General features: G+C 67.5%; 21 protein-coding genes. 9 read left to right on the forward strand and 12 right to left on the reverse strand.

Translation table 11 applies throughout. The features are described 5' to 3' along the window. Window positions 1-7: 7 nt before the first annotated feature. The 3 genes from AC5P8F_RS14990 to aceB all read right to left on the reverse strand — a co-directional run bounded on the left by AC5P8F_RS14990 (window position 8) and on the right by aceB (window position 4,469). Window positions 8-1,048 carry a GGDEF domain-containing protein gene (locus tag AC5P8F_RS14990; protein WP_046427986.1) on the reverse strand — a complete coding sequence of 347 codons (1,041 nt, stop codon included), beginning with the start codon at window positions 1,046-1,048 and terminating at the stop codon, window positions 8-10. Between the two features lie 432 nt (window positions 1,049-1,480). Further along, window positions 1,481-2,782: an isocitrate lyase gene (gene aceA, locus AC5P8F_RS14995; RefSeq protein ID WP_019661879.1), complete on the reverse strand. Its 1,302-nt coding sequence runs from the start codon at window positions 2,780-2,782 to the stop codon at window positions 1,481-1,483. Between the two features lie 64 nt (window positions 2,783-2,846). Beyond that, on the reverse strand, window positions 2,847-4,469 hold the full coding sequence (gene aceB / locus AC5P8F_RS15000) for a malate synthase A (protein ID WP_049404592.1): 1,623 nt from the start codon (window positions 4,467-4,469) through the stop codon (window positions 2,847-2,849). A 110-nt stretch (window positions 4,470-4,579) separates the two neighbouring features. Between aceB and AC5P8F_RS15005 the strand changes: the two genes are divergently transcribed. Continuing rightward, entirely contained in the window at window positions 4,580-5,548 is a 969-nt protein-coding gene (locus tag AC5P8F_RS15005) for a LysR family transcriptional regulator (RefSeq protein WP_046427979.1), read from the forward strand. Between the two features lie 224 nt (window positions 5,549-5,772). Then, on the forward strand, window positions 5,773-6,681 hold the full coding sequence (locus AC5P8F_RS15010; RefSeq protein ID WP_014645561.1) for a LysR family transcriptional regulator: 909 nt from the start codon (window positions 5,773-5,775) through the stop codon (window positions 6,679-6,681). A gap of 118 nt (window positions 6,682-6,799) precedes the next feature. On the opposite strand, the gene AC5P8F_RS15015 is transcribed toward AC5P8F_RS15010, so the two are convergent. Together AC5P8F_RS15015 and lepB are read right to left on the reverse strand one after the other, a co-directional pair. Beyond that, window positions 6,800-8,056 carry an MFS transporter gene (locus AC5P8F_RS15015; RefSeq protein WP_111206829.1) on the reverse strand — a complete coding sequence of 419 codons (1,257 nt, stop codon included), beginning with the start codon at window positions 8,054-8,056 and terminating at the stop codon, window positions 6,800-6,802. 123 nt (window positions 8,057-8,179) lie between these two features. Then, window positions 8,180-8,806: a signal peptidase I gene (gene lepB / locus AC5P8F_RS15020; protein WP_495228473.1), complete on the reverse strand. Its 627-nt coding sequence runs from the start codon at window positions 8,804-8,806 to the stop codon at window positions 8,180-8,182. 275 nt (window positions 8,807-9,081) lie between these two features. Between lepB and AC5P8F_RS15025 the strand changes: the two genes are divergently transcribed. Beyond that, entirely contained in the window at window positions 9,082-9,483 is a 402-nt protein-coding gene (locus AC5P8F_RS15025; protein ID WP_126411598.1) for a hypothetical protein, read from the forward strand. 3 nt (window positions 9,484-9,486) lie between these two features. Further along, complete coding sequence (locus AC5P8F_RS15030) at window positions 9,487-9,933, forward strand: 3-dehydroquinate dehydratase (protein ID WP_004153636.1); 447 nt, start codon at window positions 9,487-9,489, stop codon at window positions 9,931-9,933. A gap of 146 nt (window positions 9,934-10,079) precedes the next feature. Here AC5P8F_RS15030 and dcp read toward each other — a convergent pair whose 3' ends face one another. From dcp to arfB, 3 genes are all read right to left on the reverse strand, one after another. Then, window positions 10,080-12,236, reverse strand: coding sequence for a peptidyl-dipeptidase Dcp (dcp, locus tag AC5P8F_RS15035; RefSeq protein WP_049405170.1), 2,157 nt, complete (start codon window positions 12,234-12,236; stop codon window positions 10,080-10,082). 110 nt (window positions 12,237-12,346) lie between these two features. Further along, the gene (locus AC5P8F_RS15040) at window positions 12,347-12,949 is read right to left on the reverse strand and encodes a lysophospholipid acyltransferase family protein (protein WP_049405171.1); all 603 of its coding nucleotides are present in this window, start codon (window positions 12,947-12,949) and stop codon (window positions 12,347-12,349) included. A 4-nt stretch (window positions 12,950-12,953) separates the two neighbouring features. Further along, window positions 12,954-13,385 carry an alternative ribosome rescue aminoacyl-tRNA hydrolase ArfB gene (gene arfB, locus AC5P8F_RS15045; RefSeq protein WP_495228475.1) on the reverse strand — a complete coding sequence of 144 codons (432 nt, stop codon included), beginning with the start codon at window positions 13,383-13,385 and terminating at the stop codon, window positions 12,954-12,956. A 113-nt stretch (window positions 13,386-13,498) separates the two neighbouring features. On the opposite strand from arfB, the gene AC5P8F_RS15050 reads away from it, so the two are divergent. Then, the gene (locus tag AC5P8F_RS15050) at window positions 13,499-14,047 is read left to right on the forward strand and encodes a DUF2059 domain-containing protein (RefSeq protein ID WP_401730180.1); all 549 of its coding nucleotides are present in this window, start codon (window positions 13,499-13,501) and stop codon (window positions 14,045-14,047) included. Window positions 14,048-14,117: 70 nt separating this feature from the next. Here the strand turns inward: AC5P8F_RS15050 and AC5P8F_RS15055 are convergent, their stop codons facing one another. Continuing rightward, window positions 14,118-14,861, reverse strand: a complete 744-nt coding sequence (locus tag AC5P8F_RS15055; protein ID WP_014645554.1) for a pseudouridine synthase — start codon at window positions 14,859-14,861, stop codon at window positions 14,118-14,120. A gap of 85 nt (window positions 14,862-14,946) precedes the next feature. Further along, a complete protein-coding gene (locus AC5P8F_RS15060) occupies window positions 14,947-15,534 on the reverse strand; it encodes an O-methyltransferase (RefSeq protein WP_142235527.1) in 588 nt (195 codons plus the stop codon). 166 nt (window positions 15,535-15,700) lie between these two features. Here AC5P8F_RS15060 and AC5P8F_RS15065 point away from each other — a divergent pair, with 166 nt between their 5' ends. Genes AC5P8F_RS15065 through AC5P8F_RS15080 form a run of 4 tightly spaced genes read left to right on the forward strand, consistent with a single transcriptional unit; the run spans window position 15,701 to window position 18,833 of the window. Continuing rightward, entirely contained in the window at window positions 15,701-16,312 is a 612-nt protein-coding gene (locus tag AC5P8F_RS15065) for a PIG-L deacetylase family protein (RefSeq protein ID WP_014645552.1), read from the forward strand. After that, window positions 16,312-17,451, forward strand: coding sequence for a glycosyltransferase family 2 protein (locus tag AC5P8F_RS15070; protein WP_014645551.1), 1,140 nt, complete (start codon window positions 16,312-16,314; stop codon window positions 17,449-17,451). Before AC5P8F_RS15065 ends, AC5P8F_RS15070 begins: the two co-directional genes overlap by 1 nt. Next, window positions 17,438-18,043 (forward strand): LbetaH domain-containing protein, encoded by a 606-nt coding sequence (locus tag AC5P8F_RS15075; protein WP_032962223.1) that lies wholly within the window; start codon window positions 17,438-17,440, stop codon window positions 18,041-18,043. Before AC5P8F_RS15070 ends, AC5P8F_RS15075 begins: the two co-directional genes overlap by 14 nt. Before the next feature lie 4 nt (window positions 18,044-18,047). Further along, window positions 18,048-18,833, forward strand: a complete 786-nt coding sequence (locus AC5P8F_RS15080) for a YaiO family outer membrane beta-barrel protein (protein WP_478406213.1) — start codon at window positions 18,048-18,050, stop codon at window positions 18,831-18,833. A 52-nt stretch (window positions 18,834-18,885) separates the two neighbouring features. Here AC5P8F_RS15080 and ubiB read toward each other — a convergent pair whose 3' ends face one another. Next, window positions 18,886-20,541, reverse strand: coding sequence for a ubiquinone biosynthesis regulatory protein kinase UbiB (gene ubiB / locus AC5P8F_RS15085; RefSeq protein WP_495228478.1), 1,656 nt, complete (start codon window positions 20,539-20,541; stop codon window positions 18,886-18,888). Next, window positions 20,538-21,173: a ubiquinone biosynthesis accessory factor UbiJ gene (locus AC5P8F_RS15090; RefSeq protein WP_049405183.1), complete on the reverse strand. Its 636-nt coding sequence runs from the start codon at window positions 21,171-21,173 to the stop codon at window positions 20,538-20,540. The genes ubiB and AC5P8F_RS15090 overlap by 4 nt, the downstream gene beginning before the upstream one ends. Window positions 21,174-21,350: the final 177 nt, after the last annotated feature.

A 21,350-nucleotide genomic window follows, 5' to 3' on the forward strand; every position in this document is an offset into this window, starting at 1 on the left:
CCTCTCCCTATTGGCCGTCCGGATCATCCGCCCAGCGCAGGCAGTTGCCGCCATCGCGCTTGGCCTGGTACAGCGCACGATCCGCGCAGGCATACCACTCGCTCCAGCCTGCCTCCGGCGCCAGCAGGCAGGCGCCGATGCTGACCAGGCTCACATGCGGCGTGCCATGGCTGCGCTCGAGCAGGCCATGCACCGCACTGATGATGAACTCGGCCGCGTGCTGCACGATCTCGCGGTTGCCACGGCGCAGGATCAGGCAGAACTCATCGCCACCAAGCCGGCAGGCCAGGTCCTGCTCGCCGGCCATCGAGCGCAGGATGTTGCCCATGCTCTGCAGCACGCGGTCGCCGGCCTGGTGGCCGTGGCGGTCGTTGATCTGCTTGAAGCGGTCGCAATCGATCAGCAGCAGCGCCTGCGGCGGCCCCTCGGCCCGCTCGCGGCACTCCTGCAGGTACAGGGTGAGGCCTCGCCGGTTGTGCAGCCCGGTCAGTTCATCGGTACGCACCAGCTCACGGGTGTGGGTCAACTGATGGGTAGTGATGTACAGATTGTCCAGCGCGGTTTCCAGATCGTGGTTGCGCCGGCGCAGCTGTGCGATCAGTGCCTGTTCGTTGGCCAGCACGCGCATGATCGTGCGGCGCAGGAAATAGGCCACCAGGCCGGGATCGGATTCGACCAGCCGATGGAAATCGGCCGGGCCCAGCTCCAGCACATCGCAGTCGACCAGCGCGCGCGCACTGGCGCTGCGCAGGTGGTCGCCGACCAACAGGCCCAGTTCTCCGAAGAACTCGTGCTGCCCGAGCGTCTTGATCACCAGGTCCTCGCCGAAGTCCAGTTCGATCTGGCCTTCGAGGATCACATACATGCGCTCGCCGCGGTGGCCACGCTGGAACAGCCACTGTCCGGCACGGAGCTTGCATGCGCGGGCGAATCTGGCGAACAATGCCACCTCGGCATCGGACAACAGAGCGTGCACGATCTCGGCCATCGCCACCCGGGCGATACCTGTCGTCACATCACTGTTCTCGGCCGCACCCCTGCCGGTCATTCCCTGCACCCGCCGCCAGCGTCCCCTGGTGAGCCGCGGAGCATAGCACCGCTTTAAAGTGTGCGCCCTATCTCATTTTGACCCTTCTGCCGATCTTGATTGATGTGAAGATCGGTGATGGCCCGTTCTGGTCACGGGTGTCCGGGCAAAACTCCTGCTGGATCAATCCGATGCCGGGCTTCACAGGGTTTCGGCCAAGTTGCCGGCACCGGGGTGCGCCTGATTGACGCTCCGCGCGTGCTGCGCCCTTGCATCGATACAACAACGCCGGCAGGTCCCCCGACCGGCCGGCGTTGTCTGGCCCTTCCCTGGCCACCCTGATCACCCGGAGCCCGGTAGTGCCGGCCGCTGGCCGGCAACTGCATGGGCTTCGGAAACATCGATGGGTTGCCGGCCAGCGGCCGGCACCACCGGATCACGCGGCGCGCCGCATCACGCCGCGCGTTCGCTGCGCCCGCCATGGAACTGTTCTTCCTCGGTCGAGCCGGTCAGCGCGGTGGTCGACGACTGGCCCTGCTGGATCGCCTGGGTCACCGCATCGAAGTAGCCGGTACCGACCTCGCGCTGGTGCTTGACCGCAGTGAAGCCGCGCTCGGCCGCTTCGAACTCGGCTTCCTGCAACTCGACGAACGCGCTCATCTGGCGGCGTGCGTAGCCGTGGGCCAGGTTGAACATGCCGTAGTTCAACGCATGGAACCCGGCCAGGGTGATGAACTGGAACTTGTAGCCGTAGCTGCCCAGTTCGCGCTGGAACTTCGCAATGGTGGCGTCGTCCAGGTTCTTCTTCCAGTTGAAGCTGGGCGAGCAGTTGTAGGCCAGCAGCTTGCCCGGGAACTTCGCATGGATCGCCTCGGCGAACTTGCGTGCGAATTCCAGGTCCGGCTTGCCGGTCTCGCACCACACCAGGTCGGCGTAGGGCGCGTAGGCCAGGCCACGGCTGATCGCCTGGTCCAGGCCGTTGCGGGTCTTGTAGAAGCCTTCGACGGTGCGCTCGCCGGTGGTGAACGGCTTGTCGTTGCCGTCGATGTCGCTGGTCAGCAGATCAGCCGCTTCGGCATCGGTGCGCGCCACCAGCAGGGTCGGCACGCCCAGCACATCGGCGGCCAGCCGCGCGGCATTGAGCTTCTCGATCGCCTCGCGGGTCGGCACCAGCACCTTGCCGCCCATGTGCCCGCACTTCTTCACCGACGCCAACTGGTCTTCGAAATGCACGCCGGCGGCACCGGCCTCGATCATCGCCTTCATCAGCTCGAACGCATTGAGCACGCCGCCGAAACCGGCCTCCGCATCGGCGACGATCGGCTGCAGGAAGTCGATGTCGTCCTTGCCTTCGGCGTGGTGCAGCTGGTCGGCGCGCAGCAGCGTGTTGTTGATGCGCTTGACCACTGCCGGCACCGAATCGGCCGGGTACAGCGACTGGTCCGGATACATCTGCCCGGCCAGGTTGGCGTCGGCCGCCACCTGCCAACCGGACAGGTAGATCGCCTTCAGGCCCGCCTTGACCTGCTGCATGGCCTGGTTGCCGGTCAATGCACCCAGCGCGTTGACGAACTCGCGCTCATGCAGCGACGCCCACAGCTTCTCCGCACCCAGGCGGGCCAGCGAATGCTCGATGTGGACGGTGCCGCGCAGGCGCACCACGTCGGCGGCACTGTAGTTGCGCTGGATGCCTTCCCAGCGCGGGTTGGTATCCCAGTCGTGCTGGATCTGTTCGGCAGTGGGCAGCTTGCTCATGTCTTTCTCCAGTTCGGTTCGTGCGTGCAGCGGGGAGGGAAACGGCGGGAAACGCGGGCGGCGATCAGTCGATGCGCGCGTAGGCCGGCAGGGTCAGGAAATCGGTCAGTTCGTCGCTGCGGCTCAGTTCGCCGAGCAGGGCGATGGCCTCGCCGATGCGTGCGCCACCGGGCAGCGTGGCGGTGTCACCCAGCCGTGCCGGCAGCTGAGCCAGCGTGGCATCCAGCAGTGCCAGGTCGATGGCGGTGCCATCGTCCAGCTGCTGGCCCGGCGTATGCAGCCACTGCCACAACTGGCTGCGGCTGATCTCGGCGGTGGCCGCGTCCTCCATCAGGTGGTGGATCGGCACGCAGCCGTTGCCATCCAGCCATGCCGCCAGGTAGCGCACGCAGACTTCCACGTTGCCTTCGAAGCCGGCGCGGGTGATGGTGCCGGGCGGCCGTGCGATCAGTTCGTCGCGGCCGACGCACACATCCTGGCGCAGCACGCTGTGCTGGTTCGCACCGGGCATGTGTTCGTCGAAGATCGCCATCGCCACCGGAATCAGCGCCGGATGCGCGACCCAGGTGCCGTCGTGGCCGGCGGTCACTTCGCGCAGCTTGTCAGCGCGCACGCGGGCCATCGCCTGTTCGTTGGCGGCGGCATCGTTGTTGATCGGAATCTGCGCGGCCATGCCACCCATCGCATGTGCACCACGGCGATGGCAGGTCTGGATCAGCAGTTCCGAATAGGCCTTCAGGAACGGCTGGGTCATGGTCACCTGGCCGCGCTCGGGCAGCACGCGGTCGGCGTGGCGCCGGAAGGTCTTCAGGTACGAGAAGATGTAGTCCCAGCGCCCACAGTTCAGGCCGACGATGCGGTCACGCAGCGCGTGCAGGATCTCATCCATCTCGAACACCGCCGGCAGCGTTTCGATCAGCACGGTCACCTTGATCTGGCCGTGCGGCAGGCCGAGCATGCCTTCGATGTGCGACAGCGCGGTTTCCCACAGCGCCGCCTCTTCCATGCTCTGCAGCTTGGGCAGGTAGAAGTACGGGCCGCGGTCCTTCGCCTGCAGGGTGCGGGCGTTGTGGAAGGCGAACACCGCCGCGTCGAACAGGCCGCCGGCGATGAACTGGCCATCGATGCGCACGTGCTTTTCGTCCAGGTGCCAGCCACGCGGGCGCACGATCAGCACCGCCTGCTCGTCATACGGGCGCAGCGTGTAGTGCTTGCCATTGGGGGCGGTGTAGTCGAGATCGCCACGCACCGCGGCGGCCAGCGACTGCTGCCCGGCCAGCAGGTTGCGCCAGGTCGGCGAGGTCGAATCCTCGAAGTCGGCCATGAACACCTTGGCGCCGGAGTTCAGCGCGTTGATGACCATCTTCGGATCGGTCGGGCCGGTGATCTCGACGCGGCGGTCCTGCAGCGCGGCCGGCAGCGGCGCAACGCGCCAGTCGCCGCTACGGATCGCAGCGGTGTCCTCGCGGAAGTCCGGCAGGCCGCCCTGGTCGAAGAACGCCTGGCGCTCGCGGCGCGCCTGCAGCCGTGCCTGCCGGCCCGGTTCCACCGCACGGTGCAGCGACACCAGCAGGGCCAGCAGCGGCGCCGGCAGCACGGTGTCCTGGCCGGCCACGCGGGTCGCCAGGGCGATGCCGGGGGTAGCCTTGCTGGCAGGGGTGGGAACAGCGGAAGCGACGGCGGACATGGGGCGACTCCAGCGGTGGGGGAACGTCTCCACGGTGCCGCTGGGCCGGAGTATTTGGCAAAACAGTTTTTGCAATGTTCGACATAAGTTGTGCTAATACTCGTGACACGATGAGCACACGCACCCCGCCAAGTCCGCGTTTTTCCTACAAATCCGACCGGCTGAAGCCATTGCGTGCGTTCTGCCAGACGGTGCGCCTGGGCTCGGTCTCACGGGCGGCTGAGGCACTTTTCGTCAGCCAGCCGGCCATCAGCCTGCAGTTGCAGGCCCTGGAACGGGAACTGGGGGTGCCGTTGTTCGAGCGCAGTGGGCGCCGCCTGGTACCCAGCCGCGAGGGCCAGCTGCTGTACGAGATGGCGCAGCCGCTGGTGGAGAACCTGGACGGGCTGGAGGCGCGCTTCCGCGACAAGGTGCGCGGCCTGGATGCGGGCGAGCTGAACATCGCCGCCAACAGCTCGACGATCCTGTACCTGCTGCCGAAGATCGTCGAGCGCTTCCGCCTGCACCACCCGGACGTGCGCCTGACCCTGCACAACGCGATCAGCGCCGATGGCACCGACCTGCTGCGCGAGGACGCCGCCGACCTGGCGATCGGTTCGATGACCGATGTACCGGCCGACCTGACCTACGCCCCGGCCTACCGCTTCGAGCAGGTACTGATCGCGCCGCACGACCATCCGCTGGCCAGTGGCGGCGAGCTGGAGCTGGCCGACATCGCGCGCTACCCGCTGGTGCTGCCGCCGAAGCGGCAGATCACCTACCGGCTGGTTGACCAGGTATTCCAGCGCCACCGCATCGCCTACACCGTGGCACTGGAAGTGGGCGGCTGGGAGGTGATCAAGCAGTACGTGGCGATGGGCATGGGCATTTCCATCGTGCCGGCGCTGTGCCTGAACGAGGCCGACCGCGAGCGGTTGGCGGCGCGGTCGATGAAGCGCTGGTTCCCCGAGCGCAGTTACGGGGTGATCGTGCGCCGGGGCAAGGCGCTGTCGGCGCAGGCGCGCGCGTTCATCGAGCTGATCCAGCCGGAGTTGTTCAGTCCGCGCGATTACGACCAGAGCGGGCATTCGGAGCGGTGAGGGGTGTTCGGCAGGGCTGCGCCCTGCACCTGCCGAATCAACGTCAACGGCAACGTCAAAAGCGGGCATTCCGTAGATGGCGGGGCGGTGTGGGTGGGTGTCGACCTCGGTCGACACGGTAGATCCACGCCATGCGTGGATGACGGGTGACCGGGGTCAGATCCGTTTTCCGGAGGAAAACGGATCTGACCCCATTTCCGGCTGGCGATGAATAGACTGCACCCATGTCCATCGAACTCCGCCACCTGCGTTACTTCCTCGCCGTTGCCGATACGCTGCACTTCGGCCAGGCGGCGGAGCGGCTGGGCATGTCGCAACCGCCGCTCAGCCAGCAGATCCGCCAGCTTGAAGACCTGATCGGGGCGCGCCTGTTCGTGCGCAGCCATCGTCGTGTACAGCTGACGCCTGCGGGTGAGCTGCTGCAGGAGCGCGCACGGGCCATCGTGCAGCAGGTGGAAACCGCGGTGGACGAGGTACAGCGCGCGCAGCGCGGCGAGCAGGGCGAACTGCGTATCGGCCTGACCCGGGCCACGCCGCTGTCGCCGCAGATTCCGCGTTCGATCCTGCGCTACCGCCAGCAGTACCCACAGGTGCGGCTGCAGCTGAGCGAGATGAACACGCTGCAGCAGATCGATGCGCTGCTCGACGGTTCACTGGACGTGGGCATCATCCGCAAGCGCGCATTGCCGCCGGAGCTGGTGGCGCACAGCCTGTTCGTCGATCCACTGGCGTTGATCGTGCATGCCGACCACCCTGCCCTGCGCAGGCTGTCGAAGCAGGGCACGTTGTCGCTACGCGACTTCGCGCAGGAGCCGTTCGTGGCATTTCGCCGCAGCGCGGGCGCGGGCATCCATGACCACATGATCGCGCTGTGCGCGGCCGCCGGGTTCACGCCGCGCATCGTGCAGGAAGCTGGTGAGGCATCGACATTGATCAGTCTTGCGGCTGCAGGCCTGGGTGCGGCGATCCTGCCCTCGTCCTGCGATCACATCCGCGTGGAAGGCGCGCGCTTCGTGGCGCTGGCCGATGCCGGTGCGCATTCGGAGGTGCAGCTGGCATGGCACCGCGAGGGGGTGACGCCGCTGATCCGCAACTTCGCCGGGCTGTTGCGCGGGGCGTTCGCCGAAGGGTGAAGTGCCACCCACCTAGGTTTGGTAGACGCCAACCTTGGTTGGCTGCCGTGCCAGAGCGCCGACCAAGGTCGGCATCTACCAGAGCAACGCCGCGCCCGTGCGGAACGCGAGGCTGGCGTCAGGCCGTGACCGGCTGCGGCGCGCGCTGCTGCAGCGCCCAGACGATGCCGCCCCCGATCAGGGTCAGCACGGCAGCGAACGCGCACACGCCCAGCCAGTCCCAGGCCGCGTAGGCCAGGCCACCCACCCCGCCCAGCACGCTGGAGCCCAGGTAGTAGGCGAACAGGTACAGCGCCGACGCTTCCGCGCGCATCGTACCGGCACGGCTGCCGACCCAGCTGCTGGCCACCGAGTGGCCACCGAAGAAGCCGAAGGTCACCAGCGCGATGCCCAGTGCCATCGTGCTCAGCCACGGCATCGCCAGCAGCGCGATGCCGGCGCCGATCAGCGCGAACGAGATCGACAGGATGCGGCCGCGCCCGTACCGCGTAGCCTGCTGGCCCATCCACGCCGAACTGAAGGTGCCCACCAGGTACACGCTGAAGATCAGCCCGACCACGGTCTGGCTGAGGTGGTACGGCGGCGCCAGCAAGTGATAGCCCAGGTAGTTGTAGAGGGTGACGAACACGCCCATCAGCACGAACGAGGTGGCGAACAGCCACGGCAGGCCCCGGTCGGCGAACAGCGTGCGCCAGCGCGACGGCAACTCGCGCAGGCCATCGCGTCGCGCGCTGAAATGGCGCGACGGCGGCAGCTGCAGCCACAGCAGCACGGTACTGGCGATGGCGATGATCGAGACCACGCCGATGCCCCAACGCCAGCCCCAGTGATCGGCGATGATGCCGGCCAGCAGGCGCCCGCTCATGCCACCGATGGCGTTGCCGCCGATGTACAGGCCCATCGCCAGGCCCAGCGCGCGGCTGTCCATCTCCTCGACCAGGTAGGTCATCGCCACTGCCGGCACGCCGCTCAGCGCCAGGCCAAGCAGGGTGCGCAGCACCAGCAGCGTGGTCCAGTCGTCCACCAGCGCCGTGCTCAGCGACAGCATGGCCGAGGCCAGCAGCGCGGCAATCATCAACGGGCGGCGGCCGACCGCATCGGACAGCAGGCCGGCCAACAGCATCGCCACCGCCAGCGTGCCGGTGGTCAGCGACAACGACATCGCGCTGCCTGCGGCGGACACGCCGAAGTGGCGGCTGAACTCGGGCAGCAGCGGCTGCACGGTGTACAGCAGGCCGAAGGTGGAGAAGCCGGCCAGGAACAGTGCCAGCGCGGTGCGGCGGAAGGCCGGCGTGCCCTGCTGGATGCGGGTCTCGGCGATGGGATCGACAGTGGGGGGGCGGCGCTCGACGGCCGCCGCGGTTTCGCCAGTCATGGGATCGAAGGGCCGGTGGGGCGGCCGGGCATGGGAGGGAACGGGCCTCAGACTAGGCCTGTCGATCCAGTCGATCCATAACCTGATAAGTCAGGATTGATACTCAAGAAGTATCAATTCAGCTTACAGGCGCTGCCACTCGAAACCTTCGCCGCGGCGGTAGTACACCGCCACCGCACGGCCGTAGACCTTGTCGGCGTCGACGAAGCCGAAGAAGCGGCCGTCGAAGCTGTTGCCGCGGTGGTCACCCAGCACCAGCACCTTGCCGGCCGGCACCACCAGATCGGCGATGTCCGGACCGCCGCCCATGTCCAGGTCGAGGCGGGCACGGCGCTCGCCGAAGGCTTCCACGTCCTGCAGATCGGCGATCTGCAGCGGCTGGCCGTTGATGCTCAGATGGCCCTCGCGCATCTGCACGTGGTCACCGGCCACCGCCGCCACGCGCTTGATCAGGCGGGTGCCGTCGGCCGGTGAATCGAACACCGCCACTTCACCGCGCTGCGGGACGCCGGTGGCCATCAGTTCCTTGCCGGTGAACGGCAGGCGCAGGCCGTAGGCGCGCATGTCCACCACCACCCGGTCGCCCGGCTGCAGGGTCGGCTGCATCGAGCCACTCGGCACCACGTAGTGGTTGGCGAGGGTATCGCGGGCGGCGGCGAGCAGGCCGAGCATCACCAGCAGCGGCAATGCTTCCTTCTTCAGCCAGACCAGCGCGCGTTCGGACAAGGGAGGACGGGCAGCAGCATCCATGACAGGCTCCGGGTAGGTGGTAGCTGCATCAGACCACATCCAGGCGGGAGAGGTTCCCGCGACGCGATCCGGTAGAGCCGAGCCCACGCTCGGCTTGTTCCTTGCAGCGTCGAGGTTGCCCGACTGGGGCGCAGAGCGGCCGAGCGCAGGCTCGGCTCTACAGGAAGGGTTACGCAGGTTTTACGCGCGGGACCGGCCGCGGGCATCGCACCTTTACGGGCGGCACGCGCATCGTGTGCCCACCGCGCCGCAGGGCGCATTCCGCAAGGTGTTGTATGACCCTCCTGGTGATCCGCCACGCCTCTTCGTCGGCACCGCGTCCCCAACTGCCGACGCAGCTGGCCGGCCATCGCGTGCTGTGCAGCGACTGCGCCAGCCTGTCCGAGGTACGCCAGTGCCTGTGCCAGCCGCAGGCGCGCTCGGCCGACTGGGTACTGCTGGATGTCGGTACCGCTGACGAGGCGCAATGGCAGGCCGAAGGTGGCGCGCTGCAGGCGGCGCTGGAACGGCTGCCGGCGCAGTACATCGAACTGCAGGCCCCCAGCGAACCCGGTCTGGAGGCACGCCTGCGCCTGCAGCACGGTCCCGCCGCCGTGGTGGTCGACCAGCGCAGCCAGCTGGCCGGCTACCCGTTGTCGCTGGCCATTGTCGGCCGCCGCCTGGCACAGGAGGGCTGAGCCATGTCGATCTTCATCATCCGTGGCCCGGAAGCGGCCGGCGCCCTGATCCGCACCGCGATGCCGCTGCCGGCACCGGTCCTGAAGTCACTGGTGCATCGTGCGATCGACGCCGGCACCAGCGTGGCGATCCGTGCCTGTGGTTCTGAACAGGAACTGCTGGACGCCCTACGCGTGGCCGACCACAGCCGCGGCGAGGTGACCCTGCTCGACCCGGGCGCGTGTGCCAACAGCCTGCGCCTGCAGCGCCTGCTGCCGTACCTGCACAACGCCTATGTGGAAGTGCATGACGACGGCGCGGTAGCCGAGCCGTGCCTGCCGGCTGGTGTCGGCCAGCGCCTGGGCATCGCCGCCGGCTACGGCGCGCAGAGTTACGTGCTGGCGCTGGATATCGCGCTGGATCACCTGGGCCTGGCCGAGCAGGCCAACCGGGTACACGTGGGAACGTAACGCTGTTTGTAGAGCCGAGCCCATGCTCGGCTGCCTTTCCAGGAACCATCAGCCGAGCGTGGGCTCGGCTCTACAGAAGAACGTCGAGCATGGCTCGACGCTACAGAAAGAAAAACGGCGGGGTTGCCCCCGCCGTTTTCGCTTTCTTACTTCAACCCGCGGAACTTCAGCAGCGGTTCCACCGACGGGTCCTTGCCACGGAAATCGCGGTACAGGGTCGACAGTTCCACGCTGTTGCCGCGCGAGAGGATCTTGTCGCGGAACTCCTGGCCATTGGCCGCGGTCAGGCCACCGTGCTCGGTGAACCACTGGTAGGCGTCATGGTCGAGCACTTCGGCCCAGAAGTAGGCGTAGTAGCCGGCCGAGTAACCGCCACCCCAGATATGGTCGAAGTAGGTGGTGCGGTAGCGCGGCGGCACCTGCGGCAGGTCGACCTTGAACTTCTTCAGCGCGCTGGCTTCAAAGGCGCCGACATCCTGCAGCGGCGCGTCGGCCTTCTGCGTGTGCCAGGCCAGGTCCAGCAGCGCGGCCGACAGGTACTCGGTCGTCGCGTAGCCCTGGTTGAAGCTGCGTGCCTTGAGGATCTTGTCGACCAGCTCCTGCGGCATCGCCTCGCCGGTCTTGTAGTGCTTGGCGTAGTTGGCGAACACCTTCGGGTCCAGCGCCCAGTGCTCGTTGAACTGCGACGGGAACTCGACGAAGTCGCGCGAGGTCGCGGTGCCGGCGATCGACGGGTACTTCACGTTCGAGAACATGCCGTGCAGCGCATGGCCGAACTCATGGAACATGGTGGTGACGTCGTCGAAGCTGATCAGCGCAGGCTGGCCGGCGGCCGGCTTGGTGAAGTTGCAGACGTTGTAGACCACCGGCTTGGCACCGGTCAGGCCGTCCTGTTCGACGAACACGTCCATCCAGGCGCCACCGGACTTGCTGTCACGCTTGAAGTAGTCGGTGTAGAACAGCGCCAGCGAGGTGCCGTCCTTGTCGAACACTTCGTACACCTTCATGTCCGGGTTGTAGGTCGGAATGTCGGTGCGCGGCTTGAAGGTGATGCCGTACAGCTGGGTGGCGGCGTAGAAGACGCCGTTCTGCAGCACGTTGTCCAGTTCGAAGTACGGCTTGATCTGCGACTCGTCCAGATCGTACTTGGCCTTGCGCACCTGCTCGGCGTAGAAGTCCCAGTCCGAAGCGGCGACCTGGAACCCACCCTTCTGCGCGTCGATGACCTTCTGGATCTCGCCGGCTTCGGCACGCGCCTTGGCAGTGGCGGCCGGCACGGTATCGGTCAGCAGCTTGAGCGCGGCGGCCGGGGTCTTGGCCATCTGGTCGCCCAGCTGGTAGTCGGCGAAGGTGTCGAAGCCGAGCAGCTTGGCCTTCTGCGCACGCAGCTGGGCCAGGCGCTGCACGGTCTGCCGGGTGTCGTTGGCATCGCCGCGCTCGGCGCGGGTTTCCGAGGCCTTCAGCACGGCGGCGCGCTGGTCGCGGTCGCTCAGCGAGCCGAGCACCGGCTGCTGGGTGGTGTTCTGCAGCGGCAGCAGGAACTTGCCATCCAGCTTGCGGTCCTTGGCGGCGGCGGCAGCGTTGTTGATAGCGCCCTCGTCCAGGCCGGCCAGCTTGGCCTTGTCGTCAACGACAACGGCCGCAGCAGCGGTGGCGGCCACCAGGCGGGTGTGGAACTGGGTGGAGAGCGTGGTCTCTTCCACGTTGAGCTTGCGCAGGCTCGCCTTGTCGGCGTCGGACAGCTGCGCACCGGCGCGCACCAGGCCATCGTAGTAGTGCTCGACCAGGCGCTTCTGCACCGGGTCCAGCTCCAGCGTGTCACGCTGGTCGTACAGCGACTTCACGCGCGCGAACAGCTTCGGATCGAGGTTGATCTCGTCCTGGTGCGCGGCCAGCTTCGGCGCCACTTCTTCCTGGATCTTCTGGCGTGCGTCGTTGGTATCGGCCTGGACCAGGCCGAAGAAGATGCGCGACACGCGGGTCAGGGTCTCGCCGCTGCGCTCCATCGCCACGATGGTGTTGTCGAAGGTGGCCGGCTCGCTGCTGTCGGCGATCCTGCGCACGTCGGCCAGGTGCTGGCGCATGCCCTCTTCGAAGGCCGGCAGGTAGTCGCTGTCCTTGATCTTGTCGAACGGCGGGGCCTGGAACGGCAGCGTGCTGGCACTCAGCAGCGGATTGGTGGAGGCTTCGGCCGGCTGCTGGGCCGGGGTCTTCTGGGCATCGGACACGGGGGTGGACTCCTTGCCGGAACAGGCCGCCAGCGCCAGGCTGATGGCGGCGGCCAGGACTACGGTACGCGACATGTAAAACGCTCCTTGGGCAGACGGTATGGATACCAGCCCTCCACCCTACTCCTGTCGCGCTCGCCCGGCATGTGCCGGACGTGGCGTCTATGCGGCGGCCTGCAACCGGCTCAGACCGTGCCGCGGGTCTTGCCGATCCAGGGCCGGTAGAACTCGCGGATGGCAGCCATGTCGGCCACATCGTCGCCGCTCGGGGTGAACAGCGGACCGATGCCGATGGTCTTTTCCGGATAGTGGAAATACGCCGCCAGGATCGGCACGTCAGCCATCCGGGCGATCTTCAGGAAACCGGCCTTCCAGTCCTTCACCGCCTTGCGGGTGCCCTCGGGCGTGATGGCGAACCACATCTTCTCGTTGTTGCGCAGCAGGTCCACGGCCTGGCCGACGGTGCCCTGCGGCGAGCTGCGATCGAGCGGGATCACGCCCAGCTTGTGCAGCAGCGGGCCCAGCGGCCACCAGAACAGCGAGGCCTTGCCCAGCACCTTCACCTTCATGCCCAGCGCGATCTTCGCCGCCATGCCCCACAGGCCGTCCCAGTTGGACGAATGCGGGGCGATGATGAAGACCAGCCTAGGGATGTCCGGCAGGGTGCCGGTCACCTTCCAGCCGCCCATGCGCAGGGTGCAGCGCGCCAGCCAGCGCAGGAAGGCGTTGGGTTTGACCTGCGGCATCTGCGGCGGCACGGCCGGCAGCAACGAAGTCGGGTTGTTCAAGCAATCACTCCCAGTCACGTGATGAGCGCCCGCGCTTGATCTGCGCGCGCCCGCGTTTGGCGTCCAGACGACGCAGTTTCGACCCGAGGGTCGGCTTGGTGGCCTTGCGCGGTTTGGGCACGCTCAGCCCGGCCTGGATGAAGGCCGCCAGCCGCTCGCGCGCATCCTCGCGATTGCGATCCTGGGTGCGGAATCGTTGCGCGTCGATGACCAGCACGCCTTCGCCGGTCATGCGCCGGTCACGCCGCGCCAGCAGGCGCGCGCGCAACGGTTCGGGCAACGAGGGCGAGTTGGCCACGTCGAAACGCAGTTCCACCGCGGTGGACACCTTGTTGACGTTCTGGCCGCCGGCGCCACTGGCGCGCACGAACCGCTCGACGATCTCGCCGTCGGGGATGTCAAGCTGCGCGCTGATGGTGACCGGTCCACTGCCCATCCGCGCATTGTAGCGGCAGGCACGTGGTGAAGTACGCCATCGCGCCCCGTATGCCGCCGATCAGGCACCGAACACGCCGCCTTCGCCTGGGCTGCGGGTATGCTGGCAGTCCCATGTACCGCAGGAAGCCCCGCATGACCCGCTCCACACCCGCCCTGCCGTCCCTGCTGCGCCGCGCCGCCCTGCTGCTGGCGCTGGCCGTGGCCAGCGTTCCGGCCCTGGCCGCCCCGCCGACCGACGGCGACATCAACCGCCTGCTGTCGGCCTCGCGCGCGCAGAGCATGATCGACACCATGGTGCCGCAGATCGAAGCCATGCAGCAGCAGCAGTTCCAGCAGGTGGCCGCGCAGCGCCAGCTCACCGCCCAGCAGCAGGAACAGCTGAAGCGGATCCAGGCCCGGACCAGCCAGACCCTGCGCCAGGCGATGTCGTGGCAACAGCTGCGGCCCATGTACGTGGACCTGTACAAGAAGACCTTCAGCAAGGAAGACGTGCTGGCAATGGCCGAGTTCTACGAGAGCGCGGCCGGCCAGAGCCTGCTGGACAAGACCCCGGCGCTGATGCAGAACGTGATGGTGGCGATCCAGGCGCGCATGCAGCCGCTGTTCGCGGATCTGCAGAAGGACCTGGAAGCGATCGTCAACGAGCCGGAAAAGAAATAACGGGGTGCGCCGGGCCACGCCCGGCCGCTGGCTGTAGAGCCGAGCCCACGCTCGGCTTACCGCAGCAGCATCAGGCGTCGTCCACCTGCCAGCCGAACAGGTCCAGCGCCTTCTGGAACTCGCGATCCAGCGGCGCACTGACATCCACGCTGCCACCGTCCGGGTGCGGGAAGCGCAGGCGCTCGGCGTGCAGCAGCATGCGGTGCACGCCCTGCATGCGGAAGATGCGGTTGTGGCGGCCATCGCCGTGGCTGGTGTCGCCGATCATGTGGTGCGACAGGTGCTTGAGGTGCCGGCGGATCTGCCGGAAGCGCCCGGTCTGCGGCTGGCAGCGCAGCAGCGCGTAGCGCGAACTGCTGAACTCACCCACCGGCACCGACAGCTCGCCGGTGGCCAGGCGCTGGAAGTCGGTGACCGCCGGCTTCTTCACCGGCTTGCCCGGGCCGCCGTCCAGGTCATGGTCCACCCGCCAGGACAGCTCGGCCGGCCAGCCCCGGCAGACCGTCAGGTAGTCCTTGGCCACTTCACCCCCCATCAACGCCTTGCCCAGCGCACTGGCGGTCTCGCGGTCGAAGGCCAGCAGCAGGCAGCCGCTGGTGGCCCGGTCCAGGCGGTGCACGAGGAAGATCGGGCGGCCCAGCTGCTCGCGCAGGCGGTCGGCCAGGAAATCATCTTCGCCACGGGCCAGCTTGCTGTCGTGGACCATCAGCCCGGCGGGCTTGTTGACCACGGCCAGGCGCTCGTCCAGGTGCAGCAGCTGCAGGGGCGCGGTTTCGGTCTCGACCGCGGCGAGGGTGTCAGGTTCGGTGCTCACCGCAGGATTATACGGGCGCCCTGATCGGGGTCAGATCCCTTTTCCTGCGGAAAAGGGATCTGACCCCGGGTTGGTGGCGCGGCGGTCAAGCGTTGCGCACGGCCAGAAGCTCGCCGTTGCCCACCGGCACCAGGCTGGTGCCGAAGTCCGGATCGGCATCCAGCAACGCGCGCAACGGTTCCATCTGCGCGGCGTGCGAGGTGGCGTTGTCCACCACCAGCAGGCCCCCCCGCCGCAGCACACGGCGCAGCTGCGGCCACCAGCCGGCGTACTGTTCGCGGTCCGAATCGAGGAACAGCAGGTCAATGCTGGCATCGGCGGCCTGTGCCAGCCACTGCCCGGCATCGCCGTGGACCAGCGTGATGCGATCGGCAAGGCCACTGCGCGCGAAGGCGTCACGCGCCATCGCCACCTTGTCCGCGGCGTATTCCAGTGTGGTCACGTGTCCGTCGATGGCGGCTGCGGCTTCGGCAATCCACAGCGTGGAATAACCGTTGGAGGTGCCGATCTCCAGCACCCGGCGCGCATTGCCGAAACGCACCAGCACCGACAGGAATTCACCGGTGTCCGGCGTGATGTTGAGCATGCGCCGGGCGCGCTCGGTTTCATGCGCGTCGTTTTCAGCACCGAAGCGTGCCAGTTCGTTCTTCAATTCCGAAAGCTGCATCGTCATTGCTTCTTTCATTTGCCACAGCAAGGGTGAGCATTGTGGCCTGTCCGGCCACATTTCGTACTTCTCTTAAGCCTGTACTCCGATGAGGTTGCGATAGTTCCCGCCTTCTTCACGCGGGATGGTCCACCGGCCCGCGGCCCTCATTGGTTTCCGCAAGGACACGGCCATGGTTCTCGACATTCTGGCAATCGGCGCCCACCCCGACGACATCGAACTCGGTTGCGGCGGCAGCCTGGCCAAGCTGGCCCGCGACGGTGCACGCATCCATGCGCTGGTGCTCAGCCGTGGTGGCCGTGGCTGCCATGCCGGCATCGACCGCAGCGACGAATCCCACCGCGCGTTGCGCCGCCTGGGTGTGACCGAGGTGATCCAGCAGGATTTCCCGGATACGCGCTTTCCTGCCTGCCGCAACGACATCGTCGCGGTGATCGAGCAGGCCTGCGCGCAGATCGCACCGCATCGCGTCTACACGATGTGCGGCGAAGACCACCACCAGGACCATCGCACCGTCCATGAAGCGTCAATCATCGCCTGCCGCAGCATCCCGCAGATCCTCTGCTACGAGAGCCCCAGCACCCTGCCGCAGTTCGCACCGCAGGTGTTCGAGGACATCAGCGCACAACTGGACCTGAAGATCCACGCATTGCGCGAGCATGCCAGCCAGGGCGATCGCCACTACATGCAGGAGGACCACCTGCGCTGCCACGCGCAGTTCCGCGGCCAGCAGATCGGCATCGGCCCCAGTGAGGGCTTCGTGCCCTACCGGCTGGTGCTGTGATGAAAACGCTGCTGTTCCTGGCCATGTGTGCCTTCATCCTGGTGCGTGTGTGCGTGCAGGCCTCGCGTCGCCCCAGCACGCGCCTGTACAGCATCGATGCGATCGTGCCGGCCTACAACGAAGCGCCGTGCCTGGAGCGCTCGTTGACCGGCCTGCTGCAGAACCCCTACGTGGCACGGGTGATCTGCGTGAATGACGGTTCCACCGACAACACCGCCCAGGTACTCGATGCGCTGCAGGCGCGCTGGCCCGGGCGCCTCGTGGCCGTGCACCAGGCCAACACCGGCAAGGGCGGCGCGCTGATGCATGGCCTGCGGCACGCCACCGCCGAGCAGGTGTTCCTGACCGACGCCGACACCCACATCGATCCGCGCGGCCATGGCCTGGGCCACCTGCTGGACGAGATCGAGCGCGGTGCCGATGCGGTCGGTGGCGTACCCTCGTCCAGCCTGCAGGGTGCCGGCTTCCTGCCGCATGTGCGCGCCAGCCTGAAGCTGCCGATGATCGTCATCAAGCGCAGCTTCCAGCAGTGGCTGGGCGGCGCACCGTTCATCGTCTCCGGCTCGTGTGGCCTGTTCCGCACCTCGGTGCTGCGCAAGGTCGGTTTCTCCGACCGCACCCGCGTCGAAGACCTGGATATGTCCTGGTCGCTGGTCGCGCAGGGCTACCGTGTCCGCCAGAGCGTGCGCTGCGTGGTCTACCCGCAGGAATGCAACACGCTGGTGGAGGAATGGCGGCGCTGGCGACGCTGGATCGTCGGCTATGCGGTATGCATGCGCCTGCATCGCGGCCTGCTGCTGACCCGCTTCGGCGTGTTCAGCATCCTGCCGATGATGCTGCTTGCCCTTGCCGGCATCGTGCTGACGCTGCAGGTCTGGTTCGGTGCGGCCCAGCTGCATGGGCCGGGTGGCCTCGCCCTGTCGGTGATGCCGTTGTTCTGGATCGGCATCGTCATGTTGCTGGCGGTGATCAGTGCGATCCACCACCGCCGCGCGTCGCTGGTCCCTGCCGCCGCGTTCTCGATGCTGTACGTGCTGCTCGCCTATGCGATCTGGCTGATGCATGGCGTGGCCGGGCTGTTTACCGGCCGCGAGCCGGCACGCGACAAGCCGACCAGGTATCCGCATGTGGTGGAATGACCTCGCCGCCATGGCCGACGCGCTATCGACGCTGCCACCCCACGTCGATTCCAGCGCCCAGGTTTCGCCGCGTGCGATCGTGCGGGGCGAGGTACGGATCGGCGCTGGCAGCCGCATCTGCGACGGCGCCCAGCTGCACGGGCCGGTATCGATCGGCCGCGACTGCCTGATCGGCAACAACGCACTGCTGCGCGGTCCGCTGCACATCGGTGACGGTGTGCGCATCGGCTTTGCCAGTGAACTGAAGAACGCACTGATCGGCGACGGCGCCTGCATCGGCCCGCAGTGCTTCATCGCCGACAGCCGCGTCGACGCCCGTGCCTACCTGGGCGCGCTGGTGCGTACCAGCAACCATCGCCTGGATGGCGCAACGGTCACCGTCCACATCGGCGACACCGTCATCGACAGCCAGCGCGACAAGCTCGGCGCCTGGATCGGCGAAGGTGCCGCGCTGGGCGTCGGCGTGATCATCCTGCCCGGTCGCATCGTCGCCCCGGGCAGCCAGTTCGGCCCGCGCATCACCGTGGAACGAAACCTGCCGCCCGGTCGCTACCGGCTGCTGCAGTCGCTGCATTCCCAACCCCTGGAGTAACCCCATGCGATTGATCATCCGTGGCGCACTGCCGTGCGCCCTGCTGCTGGCTGTGTCCAGCGCCCATGCCGGCATCGACCGGGTGTCGGTGCAGCTGGATCATGCCGACTACACCGATGGCTTTGGCAAGCGCGACGTACAGACCGTGGATGTGGCCGGTCGCAGCGGTGACAGCCGCTGGCATCTGGGCCTGGCCCATGGTGAACGCGACTACGGCAGCAAGCGCTTCAGCGGCAATCGGGTGCAGGGCTCCCTGCACCAGCGCTGGAGTCAATGCTTTTCGACCCGCACCGCCTTCACCGCCTCCAACGATGACCCGGTATTCGTCAACCGCCAGCTCAACCAGGACTTCCAGTGGAAGGTGGCACCGCAGACCGTGCTGAGCGTGGGCGGCAAGTACGCCCAGTACCATGCCGGCGCATACGTGAGTGGCTGGTCGGTAGGTGCCTCGCACTACTTCCCGCGCGTGACCACCTCACTGCGCCACGAGCGGCATCGCCAGTCCAATGGGCCCGACGGCCATGGCACCACGCTGTCACTGCGCCTGAAGGATGCGCAGGGCGGTGGTTCGACCCAGCTGTGGCTGGGCAGCGGTACGTCCGGCTACACCGCCGATTCCGATCCGCTGCTGCTGCGCGAACACGATGCACGTCGTGCCTTCCTGCGCCGCAGCCAGCCGCTGGGGGAGCATCTGGTGCTGGACATGGGCATTGGCAAGACCTGGCACAGGACGCGCCTGGACCGCTTCCAGAGCGTGCAGTCGCACCTGGGCCTGGGCTACCACTGGTAGAGCCGTGGCCGGTCGGCGGCGCGTGACGCCGCCGACCCTCGATCAACAGGCTTCAGCGCCACCACGCGCGCGCCAGCGCCAGCGCGCCGACGGCACCGGACACCCAGCTCCACATCGGCAGGTCGCCCCAGTACCAGCCTGGCGGTTGCAGCACGTACACCAGTGCGGCGATGGCCAGCAGGCCGACGCCGGTGATCGCACCGACCGCGCGCTTCTGCAGGCGCTGCACGCTGGCATCGAGCGCGACCAGATCGCGCGAGCGCATCGCCAGCTCATGGCGGCCCTCCACCTGCTGGGTCAGCCAGGCGTGCACCAGGCGCGGCATGTCCGGCGCGTGGGTCATGATTTCCGGCAAGCGCTTGCCGATCTCGCGCACGACCCGACGCGGGCTGTAGCGCTCGCGCAGGATCTTCGCCAGCACCGGCTTGGCCACCGCCCAGATGTCGATCTGCGGGTCCAGCTGGCGCCCGACACCTTCGATGTTCAGCAGGGTCTTCTGCAGCAGGATCAGCTGCGGCTGCAGGGTCAGCTGGTAGCGCTGCGCCACGCGGAACAGCTTCATCAGCACTTCGGCCAGCGAGATCTGCGACAGCGGGCGGGTGAAGTACGGCTCGCACACCGAACGCACGGCCGCTTCCAGATCATTGATGCGCACGTTGTCCGGCATCCAGCGCGCCTGCACGTGCAGTTCGGCGATGCGGCGATAATCGCGGTTGAAGATGGCCATGAAGTTCTCGGCCAGGTAGTACTGATCTTCCTGCGACAGCTGGCCCATGATGCCGAAGTCCAGCGCGATGAAGCGCGGGTTGGCGCGACGCGACGGATCGGTATCGACCCAGATGTTGCCGGCGTGCGCATCGGCATGGAAGAAGTTGTCGCGGAACACCTGGGTGTAGAACACCCGCACGCCCTTGGCGGCCAGCGCCTTGCGGTCGATGCCGGCCTTGTCCAGTGCAGCGATATCATCGGACGGAATGCCCCACACGCGCTCCAGGGTCAGCGCGCGCTCGGCGGTGTGGCTCCAGATCACTTCCGGCACGTACAGGTCGTCGCTGTTTTCCCAGAAGCGGCGCAGCACGCTGGCATTGGCGCCTTCGCGCTGCAGGTCCAGCTCAGCGGCCAGGGTGTTCTCGACTTCGGCCACCACTTCGCGCGGACGGATCTTGTCGGCACGCGGATGGGTACGCTCGACCAGGGCGGCCAGCGAGTTGAGCAGGGCGATGTCGGCGTCGATCTGCTTCTCGATGCCCGGGCGCAGCACCTTGACCACCACCTGGCGGCCATCGGCCAGCGTGGCCGCATGCACCTGTGCGATCGAGGCCGAGGCCAGCGGTTCGGTATCGAAGCTGGCGAATGCCTCGCTGACCGGCAGGCCGAGTGCTTCCTCGACGATGCGGCGCGCGGTATCGCCGTCGAACGGCTTGACCCGGTCCTGCAGCAGGGTCAGTTCGTTGGCCACGTCCGGCGGCACCAGGTCGCGGCGGGTGGACAGGATCTGGCCGAACTTGACGAAGATCGGACCGAGATCCTGCAGCGCCAGGCGCAGACGCGCACCGCGCGACTGTACAGCGATGTCGGCCGAAGCACGCGGCACGAACGGTTTGGCCAGGCGCAGCCAGCGCTCAGCCGGCGTGCCGTGCAGCAGGTCGTCCAGGCGGTAGCGCAGGATCACCCGGCCGATGCGGCTTGCCCGCAGCACGGCCTTCATGCGGCACCCCGCAGGCGCTGGACGCGCGCGCCAAGGCGCTCGACGTCATCACGCAGTACGTCCACATCATCGTGGAAGGCATCCAGTTCGGCGCGCGGTACCACGTCGCGCGATTCCTCGGTGATGAACTCGGCAGCGCTGTGGGCCAGATCGATCGCACCCTGGCGCGCGTGCTGCAGGGCGCTGCGCAGGGTGTTGGCCACCTGCACACCCAGTACCTCGCCGAACACGCTGACGAACGGCTGCTGCCAGTCCGGATCGAAACCCTTGGCCAGCTGCTGCAGGCGGCGCGCCAGTTCGGCGTCGCCGGCCACGCGCACGCGGCCCTTGCTGTTGGACTCGCCGCGCCGCGCGTTGGCCAGCAGCGGCAGCTGCGCCAGCACGCCGGCCAGGCTGCTGCGCACGGCCAGGTCGGCTTCCTGCGCATCCACCGGGCCGACCCGCAGCTGGTCGCCGTCGACGCTGATGCGCATCGCCAGCGACGGCGCTTCCAGGGTCAGGTCGATGTGCCGGCCATCGAGGCTGGCCAGTGCATGGCGGGTATCCGGATCCAGCGCCAGCGCGCGGTTCAGGGCGATCTGCAGGGCGCGGCCAGCGACCGGCTTGAGGGACTTGAGCAGGGAAAGAGCCATGTGCGCATTCTACCTGCGTGGGTGGGGGGCTTGCGCCGGGCTGCCGCCCGGCACCCGCGGTAGTGCCGGCCGCTGGCCGGCAAGATCAACATCAAAAGCTGGCGATCCGTGGGATGGCGGGGTGGGTCCCGTTGCTGCGCAACGGGCTCTGACCCCAATGCTGATGGGATCTGGCGT

Source organism: Stenotrophomonas sp. YJH_SMC_69 (assembly GCF_059370495.1).